This window comes from Martinezella sp. CNPSo 3890, assembly GCF_057784455.1.
The window spans coordinates 485,572-500,298 of the sequence record NZ_JBXSOR010000003.1 but is presented as its reverse complement, the minus strand read 5'-3'; the positions used below and the strand labels follow the sequence as shown (position 1 = coordinate 500,298).

General features: G+C 58.8%; 14 protein-coding genes. 11 read left to right on the top strand and 3 right to left on the bottom strand.

Annotated elements, in window-relative coordinates:
• Positions 1-14: 14 nt before the first annotated feature.
• The gene (locus AC13RC_RS12340) at positions 15-785 is read right to left on the bottom strand and encodes an SDR family oxidoreductase (protein ID WP_488557282.1); all 771 of its coding nucleotides are present in this window, start codon (positions 783-785) and stop codon (positions 15-17) included.
• A gap of 262 nt (positions 786-1,047) precedes the next feature.
• Here AC13RC_RS12340 and AC13RC_RS12335 point away from each other — a divergent pair, with 262 nt between their 5' ends.
• Both AC13RC_RS12335 and tdh read left to right on the top strand, forming a co-directional pair.
• Positions 1,048-2,235 carry a glycine C-acetyltransferase gene (locus AC13RC_RS12335; RefSeq protein ID WP_488557281.1) on the top strand — a complete coding sequence of 396 codons (1,188 nt, stop codon included), beginning with the start codon at positions 1,048-1,050 and terminating at the stop codon, positions 2,233-2,235.
• A 21-nt stretch (positions 2,236-2,256) separates the two neighbouring features.
• Positions 2,257-3,294 (top strand): L-threonine 3-dehydrogenase, encoded by a 1,038-nt coding sequence (gene tdh, locus AC13RC_RS12330; RefSeq protein WP_488557280.1) that lies wholly within the window; start codon positions 2,257-2,259, stop codon positions 3,292-3,294.
• Positions 3,295-3,405: 111 nt separating this feature from the next.
• Here tdh and AC13RC_RS12325 read toward each other — a convergent pair whose 3' ends face one another.
• Positions 3,406-3,636 (bottom strand): hypothetical protein, encoded by a 231-nt coding sequence (locus tag AC13RC_RS12325; RefSeq protein ID WP_145316595.1) that lies wholly within the window; start codon positions 3,634-3,636, stop codon positions 3,406-3,408.
• 108 nt (positions 3,637-3,744) lie between these two features.
• On the opposite strand from AC13RC_RS12325, the gene rpoD reads away from it, so the two are divergent.
• From rpoD to AC13RC_RS12285, 8 genes are all read left to right on the top strand, one after another.
• On the top strand, positions 3,745-5,805 hold the full coding sequence (gene rpoD / locus AC13RC_RS12320; RefSeq protein WP_113332283.1) for an RNA polymerase sigma factor RpoD: 2,061 nt from the start codon (positions 3,745-3,747) through the stop codon (positions 5,803-5,805).
• 101 nt (positions 5,806-5,906) lie between these two features.
• Entirely contained in the window at positions 5,907-6,707 is an 801-nt protein-coding gene (locus AC13RC_RS12315) for an APH(3')-II family aminoglycoside O-phosphotransferase (protein WP_488557279.1), read from the top strand.
• A gap of 235 nt (positions 6,708-6,942) precedes the next feature.
• A complete protein-coding gene (locus tag AC13RC_RS12310; protein WP_488557278.1) occupies positions 6,943-8,397 on the top strand; it encodes a DUF930 domain-containing protein in 1,455 nt (484 codons plus the stop codon).
• A 138-nt stretch (positions 8,398-8,535) separates the two neighbouring features.
• Complete coding sequence (locus AC13RC_RS12305) at positions 8,536-9,513, top strand: DMT family transporter (protein WP_488557277.1); 978 nt, start codon at positions 8,536-8,538, stop codon at positions 9,511-9,513.
• Between the two features lie 92 nt (positions 9,514-9,605).
• A complete protein-coding gene (locus tag AC13RC_RS12300) occupies positions 9,606-10,412 on the top strand; it encodes an AraC family ligand binding domain-containing protein (protein ID WP_488557276.1) in 807 nt (268 codons plus the stop codon).
• An 81-nt stretch (positions 10,413-10,493) separates the two neighbouring features.
• On the top strand, positions 10,494-11,225 hold the full coding sequence (locus tag AC13RC_RS12295; protein ID WP_488557275.1) for a B3/B4 domain-containing protein: 732 nt from the start codon (positions 10,494-10,496) through the stop codon (positions 11,223-11,225).
• Positions 11,226-11,319: 94 nt separating this feature from the next.
• Positions 11,320-12,549 carry an MFS transporter gene (locus tag AC13RC_RS12290; RefSeq protein WP_488557274.1) on the top strand — a complete coding sequence of 410 codons (1,230 nt, stop codon included), beginning with the start codon at positions 11,320-11,322 and terminating at the stop codon, positions 12,547-12,549.
• A gap of 288 nt (positions 12,550-12,837) precedes the next feature.
• On the top strand, positions 12,838-13,764 hold the full coding sequence (locus AC13RC_RS12285) for a LysR substrate-binding domain-containing protein (protein WP_488557273.1): 927 nt from the start codon (positions 12,838-12,840) through the stop codon (positions 13,762-13,764).
• Between the two features lie 14 nt (positions 13,765-13,778).
• Here AC13RC_RS12285 and AC13RC_RS12280 read toward each other — a convergent pair whose 3' ends face one another.
• Positions 13,779-14,171, bottom strand: a complete 393-nt coding sequence (locus AC13RC_RS12280; RefSeq protein ID WP_113352045.1) for a GNAT family N-acetyltransferase — start codon at positions 14,169-14,171, stop codon at positions 13,779-13,781.
• 144 nt (positions 14,172-14,315) lie between these two features.
• Here AC13RC_RS12280 and AC13RC_RS12275 point away from each other — a divergent pair, with 144 nt between their 5' ends.
• Complete coding sequence (locus AC13RC_RS12275; protein WP_488557272.1) at positions 14,316-14,669, top strand: DUF1428 domain-containing protein; 354 nt, start codon at positions 14,316-14,318, stop codon at positions 14,667-14,669.
• Positions 14,670-14,727 lie beyond the last annotated feature (58 nt).

Sequence of the window (14,727 nt, the reverse complement as noted above, 5' to 3'; positions counted from 1 at the left end):
AGGCGGTTTGGCAGCTACATGCGCACCGTCATGCCCCCATCCACGGTCAGGACATGGCCGTTGACGAAGGATGCGGCGTCGCTGGCGAGGAACAGTGCGGCGCCTGCAATCTCGTCCGGACGTCCCCAGCGCTGAACGGGTATGCGCTGGCGCACGATGGGGATCAGGTCTTCGTTCGCGACCATGGCCGCGTTGGTTTCCGTTGCGAACCAGCCTGGTGCGATGGCGTTGCTTGTGATGCCGTGAGGGCCAAATTCCACAGCCATGCTGCGCATGAGGCCCGTCAGGCCCTGCTTGGCGGCGGGATAGACACAGTCACCCGGCATGACGACCTGACCGCTGATCGAAGTGACCGAGATCAGCCGCCCATGATTGTTTCGTTTCATCAAGCGCGCGGCATCGCGGGAGAGCATGATCGAGGCGGCGAGATCCGTGTTGAGCAAGGCGAGAATCGCCTCGTCGTCGAAGTCGGCCAGCGGGCGCCTGTCGCGCGCACCGACGTTGTTGATCAATATGTCGAGCCGGCCGTGGTTGTTTTCGATGTCACTTATTGCTGCGTGCTGAGCGTCGCGATCGGAAATATCGAAGGCGGCGGTTTCTGCGGAGCCACCTCTCGCCTGGATGATCCCGACGGCCGTATTCAATGTCGCTGCGGTTCGCCCATTGACGATGACGTGAGCGCCGGCATCGGCAAGAGCCTTCGCGATTTCGAATCCGAGCCCGCGTCCGCCTCCGGTGATGAGGGCAACCCGTCCTGCGAGGGAGAATCTATGGAATATGCTCATGGCTCTCCCTTATTTTCAGAGTAACGCTAATCTGCTGTGAAATATTGGACTGAGTCAAGTAATTTTTGAGATAGTGAGCAATGAGGGCTGGCTGGAAAGTTGCGTGTATTCAGTCCGCTTTGACAGATAATATCGAAACTGCCGCCTATCGCGCAGACGTCACGTCGTTGCGCATTTTTGCCGCTGTCGGATGCAGCAACGGGCCGGATCCTATGTTATTCCTTCATGAATTAGGCCCTTTGACCAGCATCGGAATGCGACCATGACTTCAGCGTTCATATCCCATTTGCGCAACGAGCTTCTCGGCCTGAAAGAAGCCGGCCTCTATAAGGCCGAGCGCGTCATCACCTCCAAGCAGGCCGGCGAAATCGCCGTGCTTGGTGGCGCGCGCGTCCTCAATTTCTGCGCCAACAATTATCTCGGCCTCGCTGACAATGAGGAACTTGCCGAGGCCGCGAAGAAGGCGCTCGATCGCTATGGCTACGGCATGGCCTCGGTACGTTTCATTTGTGGCACGCAGGAAGAGCACAAGCAGCTCGAGGCGCGGATTTCAGCTTTCCTCGGCAGGGAAGCGACGATCCTCTATTCCTCTTGCTTCGATGCCAATGGCGGGCTGTTCGAGACGCTGCTTTCGGAAGAAGATGCCATCATCTCGGATGCCCTTAATCATGCCTCCATCATCGATGGAGTGCGGCTCTCCAAAGCCAAACGCTTCCGTTACGCCAACAACGACATGGCAGCGCTTGAAGAGGAGCTGAAGAAGGCCGAAGGCAGCCGCTTCAAGCTGATCGCGACCGACGGCGTCTTTTCGATGGACGGCATCATCGCCAATCTCGGCGGCGTCTGCGATCTGGCGGAAAAATATGGCGCGATGGTCATGGTCGATGACAGCCACGCGGTCGGCTTCGTCGGCGAGCATGGTCGGGGCTCGGCGGAATATTGCGGCGTCGAAGGCCGGATCGACATCATCACCGGCACACTCGGCAAGGCGCTTGGCGGGGCGTCCGGGGGCTATACGTCGGCCAGAGGTGAAATCGTCGAGTGGCTGCGGCAGCGCTCGCGTCCCTATCTGTTTTCCAATACTCTGGCACCGGTCATCGCCGCCACCTCGCTGAAGGTCTTCGATCTGATCGAAAACGGCGGCGAGTTGCGCGCGCGCCTTCAAGGCAATGCCGAACTCTTCCGCCGTGAAATGACCAAGCTCGGCTTCACGCTGGCGGGGGCGGATCACCCGATCATCCCGGTCATGCTCGGCGACGCGAAGCTCGCGCAGGACATGGCGGCGCTCATGCTGCAGAAGGGCGTCTATGTCATCGGCTTTTCCTTCCCTGTGGTGCCCAAGGGGCAGGCGCGCATCCGCACGCAGATGTCGGCCGCTCATTCGAAGGCCGATGTCGAAAAGGCGATCGCGGCCTTTGCCGAAGCCGGAAAAGAACTTGGAATCATTTGAATTGGTTGGAGAGAACCGATCATGTCGAACATGATGAAAGCGTTGGTCAAATCCAAGCCGGAGGTCGGGCTGTGGATGGAGCATGTGCCGGTTCCCGAAGTCGGGCCGAACGATGTCCTGATCCGGGTCAAGAAGTCGGCGATCTGCGGGACCGATGTCCATATTTGGAACTGGGATCAATGGGCGCAAAAGACCATTCCTGTTCCGATGGTCGTCGGCCATGAATTTTGCGGTGAGATCGCTGAGATCGGTTCGTCCGTGACGAAATATCATGTCGGTGAGCGCGTCTCGGGCGAAGGTCATATCGTTTGCGGCAAATGTCGCAACTGCCGAGCGGGCAGGGGCCATCTCTGCCGTAACACGCTCGGCGTCGGCGTCAACCGCCCCGGCTCCTTCGGCGAGTTCGTCTGCATTCCCGAATCCAACGTCGTGCCGATTCCCGATGACATCCCGGATGAGATCGCGGCAATTTTCGACCCGTTCGGCAATGCGGTCCACACCGCGCTCTCCTTCGATCTGGTCGGCGAGGACGTGCTGGTGACCGGTGCGGGGCCGATCGGCATCATGGGGGCCATGGTCGCCAAGCGCTCCGGTGCGCGCAAGGTCGTCATCACCGATATCAATCCCACCCGGTTGGCACTTGCCCGCAAGGTCGGCATCGATCATGTCGTCGACGCCTCCAAGGAAAACCTCGCAGATGTGATGAAGTCCATCGGCATGACCGAGGGGTTTGACGTCGGTCTGGAAATGTCGGGCGCGGCTCCCGCCTTCCGCGACATGATCGACAAGATGAACAATGGCGGCAAAATCGCCATTCTCGGCATCGCGCCGGCCGGCTTCGAGATCGACTGGAACAAGGTCATCTTCAAGATGCTGAACCTCAAGGGCATTTATGGCCGCGAGATGTTCGAGACCTGGTACAAGATGATCGCCTTCGTGCAAGGCGGTCTCGATGTATCGCCCCTCATCACGCATCGTATCGGCATCGATGATTTCCGCGATGGTTTCGAAGCAATGCGCTCGGGCAATTCCGGCAAGGTCGTCATGGACTGGAATTGATGCCATTCGGACACACTTCCGGCCTCGGTAATACCTGCCGATGCTGGAAATGTGAGGCTTTGCTCAGAATGCTCTTGTCATCGCGTGGGGACTTCCTAAATACGGGAAACATTAAATCGCTGCGTGCGGAGCCTGTGGATAAGGCTTTTTCGCGCATTTAACGGGCTTTTTTGCTGGAAAAGCTTGACGAGAACTAAAATTCTGGGAATCACCGTTTGACTTCGGAAAGAACGGTAAAACTGGATCAAGCGGATCACCTGATATCATGGCCGGAAATCCAAACGCAATCCAGCTTTGCACTCCGGTGGCGGTGATCGTGGTTAATTGGGCATTAAAGGTCATTCCGTTAGGTGTTCGTCGGTGAGTCGCGGCTGGTGCAGGGCGCGCCAGTCAGTGTGATTGTTTCACCGCGTGTAAGTTTGCAGCGTCAGGGAAAGCGACGATATAAAGATGGCAACAAAGGTCAAAGAGAACGAAGAAGCTGAAGTCGAGCGCGACGGCACCTCCGACGGCCCACTTCTCGATCTTTCCGACGACGCGGTCAAGAAGATGATCAAGGCCGCGAAGAAGCGCGGCTATGTGACGATGGACGAGCTCAACGCCGTTCTTCCGTCCGAGGAAGTGACGTCCGAACAGATCGAAGATACGATGGCCATGCTTTCGGACATGGGCATCAACGTCATTGAGGACGAAGACGTCGAAGAGGCTGGCGCTGCGGCCAGCGACGACGACGATGCCGGCGGCGATGACGACAGTGAAGGCGGCGAATTGGCCCCATCCACCGGTTCCGCGCTCGCGACCGCAAAGAAGAAAGAACCGACCGACCGCACGGACGACCCGGTACGCATGTATCTGCGCGAAATGGGCTCCGTCGAGCTTCTGTCGCGCGAAGGCGAAATCGCGATTGCCAAGCGCATCGAAGCCGGTCGCGAAACCATGATCGGCGGCCTCTGTGAGAGCCCGCTGACGTTCCAGGCGCTGATTATTTGGCGCGACGAACTCAACGAAGGCACGACGCTGCTGCGCGAGATCATCGATCTCGAAACCACCTATTCCGGTCCCGAGGCCAAGGCTGCCCCGCAGTTCCAGAGCCCGGAGAAGATCGAGGCTGACCGCAAGGCGGCCGAAGAGAAGGAAAAGGCACGTCGCGGCCGTGCTCCTTCCGGCGACGACGACATCACCAATGTCGGCGGCGAAGGTCTACCGATCGAGGAGGAGGAAGAGGACGAAGATGAGTCCAACCTCTCCCTCGCCGCGATGGAAGCCGAGCTTCGTCCGCAGGTCATGACGACGCTCGACATCATCGCCGAAACCTACAAGAAGCTGCGCAAGCTGCAGGACCAGCAGGTCGAGCAGCGCCTGTCGGCCTCCGGCACGCTGTCCTCCGCCCAGGAACGCCGCTACAAGGAACTCAAGGATGAGCTGGTCAAGTCGGTCAAGTCTCTGTCGCTGAACCAGAACCGCATCGACGCGCTCGTTGAGCAGCTCTACGACATCAACAAGCGTCTCGTTCAAAACGAAGGCCGCCTGCTGCGTCTTGCCGAATCCTACGGCGTCAAGCGCGACAGCTTCCTGGAGCAGTATCAGGGCGCCGAACTCGACCCGAACTGGATGAAGTCGATCGGCAATCTGGCCGCGCGCGGCTGGAAGGAATTCGCCAAGAGCGAAAACACGACGATCCGCGATATTCGCCAGGAAATTCAGAATCTTGCGACCGAAACCGGTATTTCGATCTCGGAATTCCGCCGTATCGTTCACATGGTGCAGAAGGGCGAGCGCGAAGCGCGCATCGCCAAGAAGGAAATGGTCGAAGCCAACCTGCGCCTCGTCATCTCCATCGCCAAGAAGTACACGAACCGCGGCCTGCAGTTCCTCGACCTCATTCAGGAAGGCAATATCGGCCTGATGAAGGCGGTCGACAAGTTCGAATATCGCCGCGGTTACAAGTTCTCGACCTACGCCACCTGGTGGATTCGTCAGGCGATCACCCGTTCGATCGCCGACCAGGCGCGCACCATCCGTATTCCGGTGCACATGATCGAAACGATCAACAAGATCGTCCGTACGTCGCGCCAGATGCTGCACGAAATCGGCCGTGAGCCGACGCCGGAGGAACTGGCCGAAAAGCTCGCCATGCCGCTCGAAAAGGTGCGCAAGGTTCTGAAGATCGCCAAGGAGCCGATCTCGCTCGAAACCCCGGTGGGTGACGAAGAAGATTCGCATCTCGGCGATTTCATCGAGGACAAGAACGCGCTTCTGCCGATCGACGCCGCCATCCAGGCAAACCTGCGCGAAACGACGACCCGCGTTCTGGCATCGCTGACGCCGCGCGAAGAGCGCGTGTTGCGTATGCGTTTCGGCATCGGCATGAACACCGACCACACGCTCGAAGAAGTCGGCCAGCAGTTCTCGGTCACGCGCGAACGTATCCGCCAGATCGAAGCCAAGGCTTTGCGCAAGCTGAAGCACCCGAGCCGCAGCCGCAAGCTCCGGAGCTTCCTCGACAGTTGAGGTCTGGCGCAAGCCGACATCGGTAGTTTACAAAGCCAGGCCCGGTTCGCGAAAGCGAGCCGGGCTTTTCATTGGCGATATCGGATTCAAAGAGGGTGATCATGGCGAGCAAGCCGCAATTCATGGAAACAGCCATCCCAATGCGGCTACGCGATGCATTGGCTGGATATGAATGGCGGCAGGATGCGCTCGGGCGCTCTTCGGCCCATGTTTTCCGACTTGAGGCTGATGGACGCGTGCCTGTTTATCTCAAGAGCGAGCTGGTCGATCCGTTGGGTGAATTGGCAGGCGAGGTTGCGAGGCTGCGATGGCTCGCCTCGCAGGGCCTTGTGTGCCCTGATATCATTGCCCATGAGAAGGACGGCGAACGCGAATGGCTTTTGATGAGCGCTCTTCCCGGCAGCGATTTCGTCAACGCCGAGTGGTTACAGCCGCTTGAGCGGGTGCGGCTTTTCGCGGGTGCTTTGCGGCGATTGCACTCAGTCGATATCGCTGCCTGCCCTTTCGATCATCGACTGGAGAGCAGAATGGGCACGGCAAGGGCACACTTGCTTGCCGGCCGCGTCGATGAGGACGACTTTGATGAGGCCCGCCTCGGAAAGTCGGCGGCGGATCTTTTCCGCGAACTTCAGGCCACGAGACCGCCGACGGAGGATCTTGTCGTCACTCATGGCGATGCCTGCCTTCCGAATTTCGTAGTCGATGGCGATAGATTCAGCGGTTATATCGATTGCGGCCGCCTCGGCGTGGCTGATCGTCATCAGGATATCGCGCTGGCCTGCGGTAGCGTCGAGCACAATTTCGGACAGGAATTGGTTGGCGAGTTTTTGAAAGCCTATGGCGATTTTGAACCGCAGGCCGAAAAGATGGCCTATTATCGGCTACTGGATGAGTTCTTCTAGCGGGAGATGCGGCTATCCCGCGCTGCGCGATCACGCAGGTTTGTTTTTGCGCCATTGCGGATCGCGCAGATGCCTGACAAGTTCGATTTCGGCCGATACCTCTTTCCCGGCGTGTGGTCGGGTACCATATGTCAGCGACCGAAAAGTCTTCTGATCTGTTTGCCAGCAAGGATCGAATGAATCGATGCGCAATTTCCTCTTGATTGCTTTCTCTGCGCGAGTCCTCGGCTGAACGATGGAAAAGGGCGCGGAAAAACGGGATAGGGAGATAAGGCCGGGCTTTGTCCTGTCGATCCTTCTGCACGTCCTGTTTGTCGCGCTCTTTTTGCTGCCGCTGTTTCCCGCGCCGCCAGAGGCGAAGCCCGAGCAGAGCGTCAATGTCGAGCTGGTGCCGCAGCAGGAGGAAAAACAGGAACTGGCGACGAAGGCGAATGAGAAGCCCGACCAGCCTCCCAAACCGACGCCAAGACCTGACGAGAAGCCGGCAGAGCAGACGGCGGACGCTCAACAGGAGCCTCAGCAGCCGGAGGGAAAGAAGGCGGACGAACAGCCGCCAAAGCAATCCAACCCTGAGGGCAAGAAGCAGGCAGAGAAGCCTGCATCCAAGCCTGACGAGGCCAAGGCTGATAAGCCTGTAGAGCAGGCGAAGTCTGAGCCCAAACCTGATGATCCCGGCGCTGAGAAGCCTGTTGAGAAAGCGGAACAGCAGCCTTCTGCGACCGAAACGCCGCTTCCGGACATGAAGGGCGATCAGAAGGACGCAAATACCACGCAGCAGGCAGACGCGTCGGAACAGTCGAAGGACGATAACCCCCCAACGCCTCCGAACGATGCTGCGGCTGAACAACAAGCGGATGCTCAGGCGGCTGCGCAAGCCGAGGCTCAGGCACAGGCGGCGCGGCAGGAAGCGCAGGAAGCGCAGCAGCCAGCTGACGCTAAGGATCCGCAGACAAATGCGGCCCAACCGCCGGCAAGCGACTCGTCCGCGAAAGCCTCGTCGACCGCACCAGACGTCCTGGCGACCAACGAACCTTCGGATTCGCAAGTGCAGCCACCGCAGACCCCAGCGGCAGATCAGAATGATCCGCAAGCACAAGCTCCTGCCCCACCATCATCCGATCCGCAGCAGCAGTCTCCTGCCGAGCAGGCCACGGACGAAGCGAAAGACCCGCCGCAGATTGTTGTTCCGGCGGTGAAGCCATCTCCTTCACAGCAGAGTGCTCAAAGCCAGTCTGCTTCGGGAGGCCAAAGTAACCCGGCTGAAGGCGGCACTGCATTGGTTACCGAGCCGCAAGCTCCCAAATCGGTTGCGCCGAAGCGAGCTATTCAGGCCAAGAAGCTTTATTCAGGTGCCGAGATGGCGCGTCTGTCCAAAAGCGAATACGACGCTTGGAAGAAGTTGCCACGGCGCCAACGCGTGGCCTATCTCTGCAATTCGGAGGAAAAACTTCAATACCGCCACGATTTGCAGGCTATTGGCTATGTGAATTCCGCGCTATCGCAGGCGATGGTTTCCGATGCTGCTCTGTTTGGAGACGGCGTCGCCGTGCAGACTCCCAATGGCTGGCAGAGAGTAGCATTCACCTGCGAAGTCGATAGTGATGCATTGAAGGTTACCGCTTTTTCCTACACCGTCAGGGGGCGCGTTTCTCCTAGCCAACTCGACAAGCTGGGCTTTCTTGGAAATTGATTTGGCTGGGTCGCCTCAAGCGTCTGGTTGAAACAATAGTTTATTCCCACCCCAATCGAAATCCACTCCATTTCATCATACAATTGCCTGCATTCCACTGATTCAGTGTGCTTCCATCGCCCTTTTCTCAAGATTCCAATGTCCTCGATTACAGCCGATTCCAGTTCTGCGGCAGCGGGCCGCTCCGCTCTGCGTGGTGTCCTCGTGGCATTCGCGTCCTATGCAGTCTTCGCCTTCAGCGATGCGTCGATCAAGATCCTTCACGGGACGATCCCTTCCTATCAGGTCGCGTTCATCGGTGCGCTGTTCGGCTTTGCCGCCATACCTTTCCTGAAGAAGCGGGAAGACGAGTGGCTCGATATGGTGCGGACGTCAAACCGTCCCTTGTGGCTGCTGCGCTTCGTCTGCGGCGCGGCAGGCGCCATCTGCTCCGTCGTCGCCTTCACCAAACTTCCAATGGCGGAAGCCTTTGCGCTGCTGTTTCTGCTGCCGTCCTTTGTCACCATTCTCTCTGTGATTTTTCTTAAAGAGGATGTGCGCTGGCAGCGCTGGACGGCGGTCATTCTCGGTTTCGTCGGCGTGTTGATCGTCCTGCGTCCGGGTTTTCGCGAGCTCTCGGTCGGGCACCTTTGCGCGGCGATCGGTGGCCTTGCGGCGGCCATCTCCATTGTCATCAACCGCGCGCTCGGTTCGAAGGAGAAGCGCATCTCGCTCTATGGGGCAGGCCTTTTCGGAACGCTTATCGTCAGCGGCCTCCTCATGCTCTCCGAAGTCACCATGCCCACGCCGACGCAGTGGATATTCCTCGCGAGCTACGGCCTGCTTGGCGCGTGCGGCAGTGTCCTGCTCTTGACGGCTGCGCAGATCGCGCCTGCGAATCTGGTCGCGCCGCCGCAATATAGTCAGATGCTCTGGGCGATCGCCTTTGGCTACCTGCTGTTCAACGACAGCATCGATATGCCGATGGCCGTCGGCATCGTCCTCATCATCTTTTCCGGCCTGCTGACATTGGCGCGGGAGCGCAAGCGCGGCACGCCGCTGCCGACGGCGGTTGCCGGCAATACGCAGGCCGCATTGGTGACGGCGGAGGAAGACAAGGCTGCAGGCGGCGTTTAATTCTTGTGTCCCGATTGCGGGTAGGCAACATTATCGCTCGTGTTGCATGCTATAGCTGATACAGCGAATAGACGGGATGAGAGGTATCAGCGATGAAGTCCGGTCAATTCAGGATATACCGCTCTCGCCTTGCCGGCATCGAGGCAGTCCGGGCCGAAACAGGCCACAGCTTCCCCAAGCACACGCATGACCAGTTCGGCATCGGAGTCATCGAAACCGGCGCGCAGAGATCGCTTAGCGGGCGAGGGATGGTGCAGGCAGAGACCGGAGACGTCATCAGCGTCAATCCAAATGAGGTGCATGACGGCATGCCCGTCGGCGAGAGCCGCGCATGGTCCATGCTCTATTTCGATCCCAGTCTGATCGGTGATCTGTTTCGCGATGTCGGTGAGGGCAGGTTCGGTGTGATGGAATTTCCGTCGCCTGTCATCCGCGACGGGGAGATGGCTGGGCATTTCAGAAGCCTGTTTTCGCTTCTGGTCAAGGATGCGGCTGAAAATGTTCTCCTGCGGGATGGCCTGCTGCTGTCGCTCATCGCCGCTGTGATGCGTGAGGGATCCGGTGCCTTGCGTGAAGATGCCATTTCCACTGATATCAAAAAGGCGCGCGAGCTGATCGATGACGATCCAGCCGCTCCCCTGACCCTTGCCGAGCTTGCGGAGTTGTGCGGTCTAAGCCAATTTCGTTTCCTGCGGGCCTTCACCAAGGCGACGGGGCTGACGCCGCATGCTTACCTCATGCAGCGCCGGATTCATAAAGCGCGCCGACTGATTGCGGTGGGCATGTCTTTAGCCGAAGCGGCCTTTGCCAGCGGTTTTTCCGATCAGAGCCATATGACGCGCCTCTTCGCCCGCAATTTCGGCGTCTCGCCCGGCGCCTATGCGGCGGCGATCGGCTGAAGCTTCTGCAATTTTATTCAAGACCGGAGGACAGCGGCGAGGTTTTCTGCTGCGCCAAGCAGATGCCTATCAGGAGGTGCCATGTTTTTCCGCCATTCGAATGAGATATGGAGCGAGTTTCCCGAGCTGGTTCCCGGCGTGTTGTTTGCTGAAGGGATCACCTCGACTGTCGATGTCGAAGATCGGATTGCCAAATATCATGCGATTGCTGCAGACCGGCTAAAGCAAGCTCCAGAGAGCGAGATGGCTGAAATCCAGGCCTGGCGTCGTGCTTTCTCCAAAATGGGCTTGAAGCCGACACAATATCGGTGCGCATCCGAAGCGCTGCTGCGCCGATTTCGCCAGGAAGGGTCGTTGCCGCGGGTGCATCCGCTTGTCGATCTCTGCAATGCGATTTCGATCGCTTTCGCAATTCCCGTTGCAGTGTTTGATCTTGCGAAAATCTCTGGCGATCTCGAAGTGCGGCATGCGAGCGGCAGCGAAACCTATTTGACCTTTTCCGGCGAAATAGAGCATCCGGCAGTCAGAGAAGTGATCTTTGCCGATGGAGCAGGACGGGCGCATGCCCGGCGCTGGACCAATCGCCAGAGTGGTTTGTCCGCCGTGCGCAATGATACAGGTTCGGTGCTGATCGTCACAGAGGCGCTGCACGAATCGGCAGGCAGCGATGTTCCAAGGCTGATCGATGCGATTGCATCGGAGTTGACGGCCATCTGGTCGATCGAGGCCACGCAGGGCCTCCTCAGCCTGCCATCACCGCGATTTGATCTATCGGCCGCGATGAATTTGCAGCCGCAGCAAAAACGAGATTGACAGAAGGCGCGTTCAGGCAGAGCAGGGACTGTAGAATTTCCGACTGTCGAGAAGCATGTCTGCAAGCGTCCGTGGCGGCAGACTAAGAAGGCTCATGGATACCCTGCAGACTCAAGACCGGCCAAGCGTGCTTGGTCACCCCGGCTATCGCTCATTCGCTTCATCGCGTGTCTTTTCCTCGATAGGCTTTCAGTCTGTCACGGTTGCCATGGGCTGGATGATCTACGATCAGACCCACAGCGCTTTTTTCCTTGGTCTCGTTGGCTTCTGCCAGTTCCTGCCTATGGTCATCCTGACCTTTGTCGTCGGGCATGTCGCCGATCGGTTCGATCGGCGCCGCATCGGCCTTGCCTGTCAGCTGATCGAAGCGCTGACCGCACTGGTCCTTGCCATAGCTGTCTGGTTTCATTGGATAGGACCTGCCGGTATTCTAGCCGCCGTTGCCATCATGGGTGCGGCGACGGCCTTCGAACGTCCGACCATGGCGGCGCTTTTGCCCAATATTGTGCCGTCGTCGCTGCTGCAGGTTGCCATCGCGACCTCCACCTCGATGATGCAGACCGCCTTTATCATCGGGCCGTCGCTCGGCGGTCTGCTTTATGGCGTCAGCCCCGTTGCGCCGTTTGCCGTTTCGGCTGCGCTGTATGTCATCGCCAGCATCAACGTTATCTCGATCCGGGTCGAACGCGAGCAGCCGTCGTCGCGCGAGCCGGTGACGCTGAGCTCCGTCTTTGCCGGCGTCTCCTTCATCAAGAGCCGGCCGGTCATGCTGGGGACGATCTCGCTCGATCTCTTCGCGGTGCTGCTTGGGGGCGCGACGGCGCTGCTGCCGATGTTTGCGCGGGATATTCTGCATGCCGGGCCATGGGGACTTGGCCTGCTGCGCGCCGCGCCGGCCATCGGTGCGCTCATTATGTCGATCTGGCTGGCACGCCGGCCGCTGCAGAGCGATGTCGGCAAGAAGATGCTGTTTGCCGTGCTCGTCTTTGGGGTCGCCACCATCGTCTTTTCGCTGTCGAGCAATATCATCCTTTCGGTCGCTGCGCTCTTCGTCGTCGGCGCCTCGGATACGGTCAGCGTCGTCGTGCGCAGCTCACTCGTGCAGCTCTTGACGCCGGATGCCATGCGCGGCCGCGTCAATGCCGTGAATTCGCTTTTCATCGGCACCTCCAATCAGCTCGGCGAATTCGAGTCCGGCATGCTGGCCACGGCACTTGGGCCCGTCCTCACCGGCATTATCGGCGGCGTCGGGACCATTGTGGTGGTTGTGCTCTGGATGCGCCTCTTTCCGGACCTGATCAGAGTGAAGACGCTCAAAGGCTAGCGACGTCCATCATTGGATTGCTTTTCCGCAAGGTCGCTTAGCCCGATATCTCGCAATAGATGTTGGTTTGCCTGAGGTAGCATATCTCGCTTCCGGGCATTTTCCTTATACGATCGCCATTCCATGCCCCCTCGTCGGGTCAGGAGTTGGACGGCGCATACTCTCCAGCTTATAATATGAAGAATGTTCATATATCTACGACCTCGAAGTGCCTGGCCAATAGATAGATGCGCTTAGAATATAGTTATGTATAATGAATTCTCAGGCTGCAAAGCATGAGGGATTTTCATGGGAAAGAGGCCGCTGCCACCGCTCTCGGTGCTTCAGACATTCTGTGCCATTGTAGAGACTGGCGGTTTCGGTCGTGCGGCCGAGCGGATCGGGCAGACACAGACCGCCGTCAGCCATCAGCTTGCACAGCTGGAAGACTGGATCGGCGGGCGCCTGTTCGACCGAGGCCGAAATGGGGCGCGGCTGACGCCGTTGGGTGCGCGCCTGCACCCCGCAATTTCAAGCGTGATCGCCGAGCTGGAAACCGCCTTGTACCAGGCGCGCGCGAGTATTTCGGTTCGCAGCGTCGCGATATCCGTCTCGCCGGAGTTTTCCAGCCAGTGGCTGGCGGCGCGGCTGCCGGATTTCTGCCAGCGCTATCCGGACATTGAGGTGAAGCTGGCCGTCGGCTACCAGCGCCCGGATTTTCAGCCTGATGGCACCGATCTTGCCGTCTGGCTCGGTCGCGCCGATGCCGGTCTTACGCATGAAGAACTGTTGACTGACGAGGAGTTCGTCGTCAGTTCGCCGGAACTGTCCAAACGACTGCCGCCGCGCTGGGCTATAAGGGCCGCTCCGCTTTTGCGTTACTCCGGCATGCGGCACACAATTCTGGATTGGCAGCGCTGGCACGAGCAGGTGATTGGCGAGAACAGCGGCGAGGATGGGGCGCATTTCGATATTGCGCGGGCTGTGGAGGAGGCACCTCTCTTCGATTCCTTCGCAGAGATGTTGGAGGCCTGCCGGCAAGGCCGTGGCTTTGCTCTCGTGCGAAGCTCATTAGTGGCGCGCGATCTCTCTGAGAAAAAGCTGGTCAGGTGCTTCGTCGAGATGCAGCCGGCTGCTGCCAGCTATAATCTAGTCTATCCGCCGACGGCCTTGCTCAATCCAGCCGCAGCACTGTTCCGCAACTGGCTGCTCTCGCAAGCTCATTCGCCGAGCTAGCGGGTGATGGTCTGTTAATCGCGCAGCCGAATGAGGCCGGCCTCAGTGGGAACAAAACCGAGCCCTCGATAAAAGCCGGTGAGATGCGGTTCGAAATCGACATGCAGCCATTCCGCGCCACGTTCGCCGGCCAGGGTTTTCGCCCGCTCGACCAGAGCGCTTGCGATACCTCTTCGCCGAAATTCCGGATCGACGCAGGTGTCGAGAATGAAGGCATGAATGCCGCCATCCCACGCGACATTGACGAAGCCCACCAGTCTTGCAGCCGCGAATGCGCCTACATGCGCGAGGTTTCTGGCGAGAATGGGCTGGAAATCGCGAGGGGAGGAGCTGCCCCATGCGGTTGCCCATAGGGCATTGAGCACCTCATTTTTGAGCTTGGGATCATTCTGGTATTCTATCGTCATTGGCGTCCCTCCGCGGGATCGTTCAGCGAATTCGCGGCCGTTTCCGACCAACCGGCAGGCGTGCGAAAAATATCTGCCGCCAATGTCGGATCTGATTGCCGTCAACCGTCTTTCAAAGGTGAACATAGAACAGAGGAGGCAGAAATGTCCTATGTCGATGGCTTCATCCTTGCCGTGCCGAAAGACAAGATTGAAGCATACAAGGCGCAGGCGCGCAGGGCCGGCGATGTCTGGCGGGAGCATGGCGCGCTCAGCTATGTCGAGGCCATAGGCGACGACGTGCCGTATGGCGAACTTACTTCTTTCCCGCGTGCCGTGCAGGCGAAGGAAGACGAGGTCGTTGTGTTCTCATGGATCACCTACGAATCGCGAGAGAGCCGCGACACAGTATTGGCGAAGGTCATGGCCGACCCGCATTTGAAGGATGACATGCAAAACATGCCCTTTGACGGCAAACGCCTGATCTATGGTGGTTTCAACATCATCATCTCGCTATAGGCTCAACGCGGTGGCCGGGCTTGACATTCCGGCCACTCGCCCGACCTGATGCGGATCG

Coding starts and splice junctions, on each gene's coding strand:
- tdh (WP_488557280.1), top strand. CDS start 2,257: ATGTCGAACATGATGAAAGCGTTGGTCAAATCCAAGCCGGAGGTCGGG.
- AC13RC_RS12290 (WP_488557274.1), top strand. CDS start 11,320: ATGGATACCCTGCAGACTCAAGACCGGCCAAGCGTGCTTGGTCACCCC.
- rpoD (WP_113332283.1), top strand. CDS start 3,745: ATGGCAACAAAGGTCAAAGAGAACGAAGAAGCTGAAGTCGAGCGCGAC.
- AC13RC_RS12310 (WP_488557278.1), top strand. CDS start 6,943: ATGGAAAAGGGCGCGGAAAAACGGGATAGGGAGATAAGGCCGGGCTTT.
- AC13RC_RS12285 (WP_488557273.1), top strand. CDS start 12,838: ATGGGAAAGAGGCCGCTGCCACCGCTCTCGGTGCTTCAGACATTCTGT.
- AC13RC_RS12295 (WP_488557275.1), top strand. CDS start 10,494: ATGTTTTTCCGCCATTCGAATGAGATATGGAGCGAGTTTCCCGAGCTG.
- AC13RC_RS12335 (WP_488557281.1), top strand. CDS start 1,048: ATGACTTCAGCGTTCATATCCCATTTGCGCAACGAGCTTCTCGGCCTG.
- AC13RC_RS12275 (WP_488557272.1), top strand. CDS start 14,316: ATGTCCTATGTCGATGGCTTCATCCTTGCCGTGCCGAAAGACAAGATT.
- AC13RC_RS12305 (WP_488557277.1), top strand. CDS start 8,536: ATGTCCTCGATTACAGCCGATTCCAGTTCTGCGGCAGCGGGCCGCTCC.
- AC13RC_RS12325 (WP_145316595.1), bottom strand. CDS start 3,636: ATGACCTTTAATGCCCAATTAACCACGATCACCGCCACCGGAGTGCAA.
- AC13RC_RS12300 (WP_488557276.1), top strand. CDS start 9,606: ATGAAGTCCGGTCAATTCAGGATATACCGCTCTCGCCTTGCCGGCATC.
- AC13RC_RS12340 (WP_488557282.1), bottom strand. CDS start 785: ATGAGCATATTCCATAGATTCTCCCTCGCAGGACGGGTTGCCCTCATC.
- AC13RC_RS12315 (WP_488557279.1), top strand. CDS start 5,907: ATGGCGAGCAAGCCGCAATTCATGGAAACAGCCATCCCAATGCGGCTA.
- AC13RC_RS12280 (WP_113352045.1), bottom strand. CDS start 14,171: ATGACGATAGAATACCAGAATGATCCCAAGCTCAAAAATGAGGTGCTC.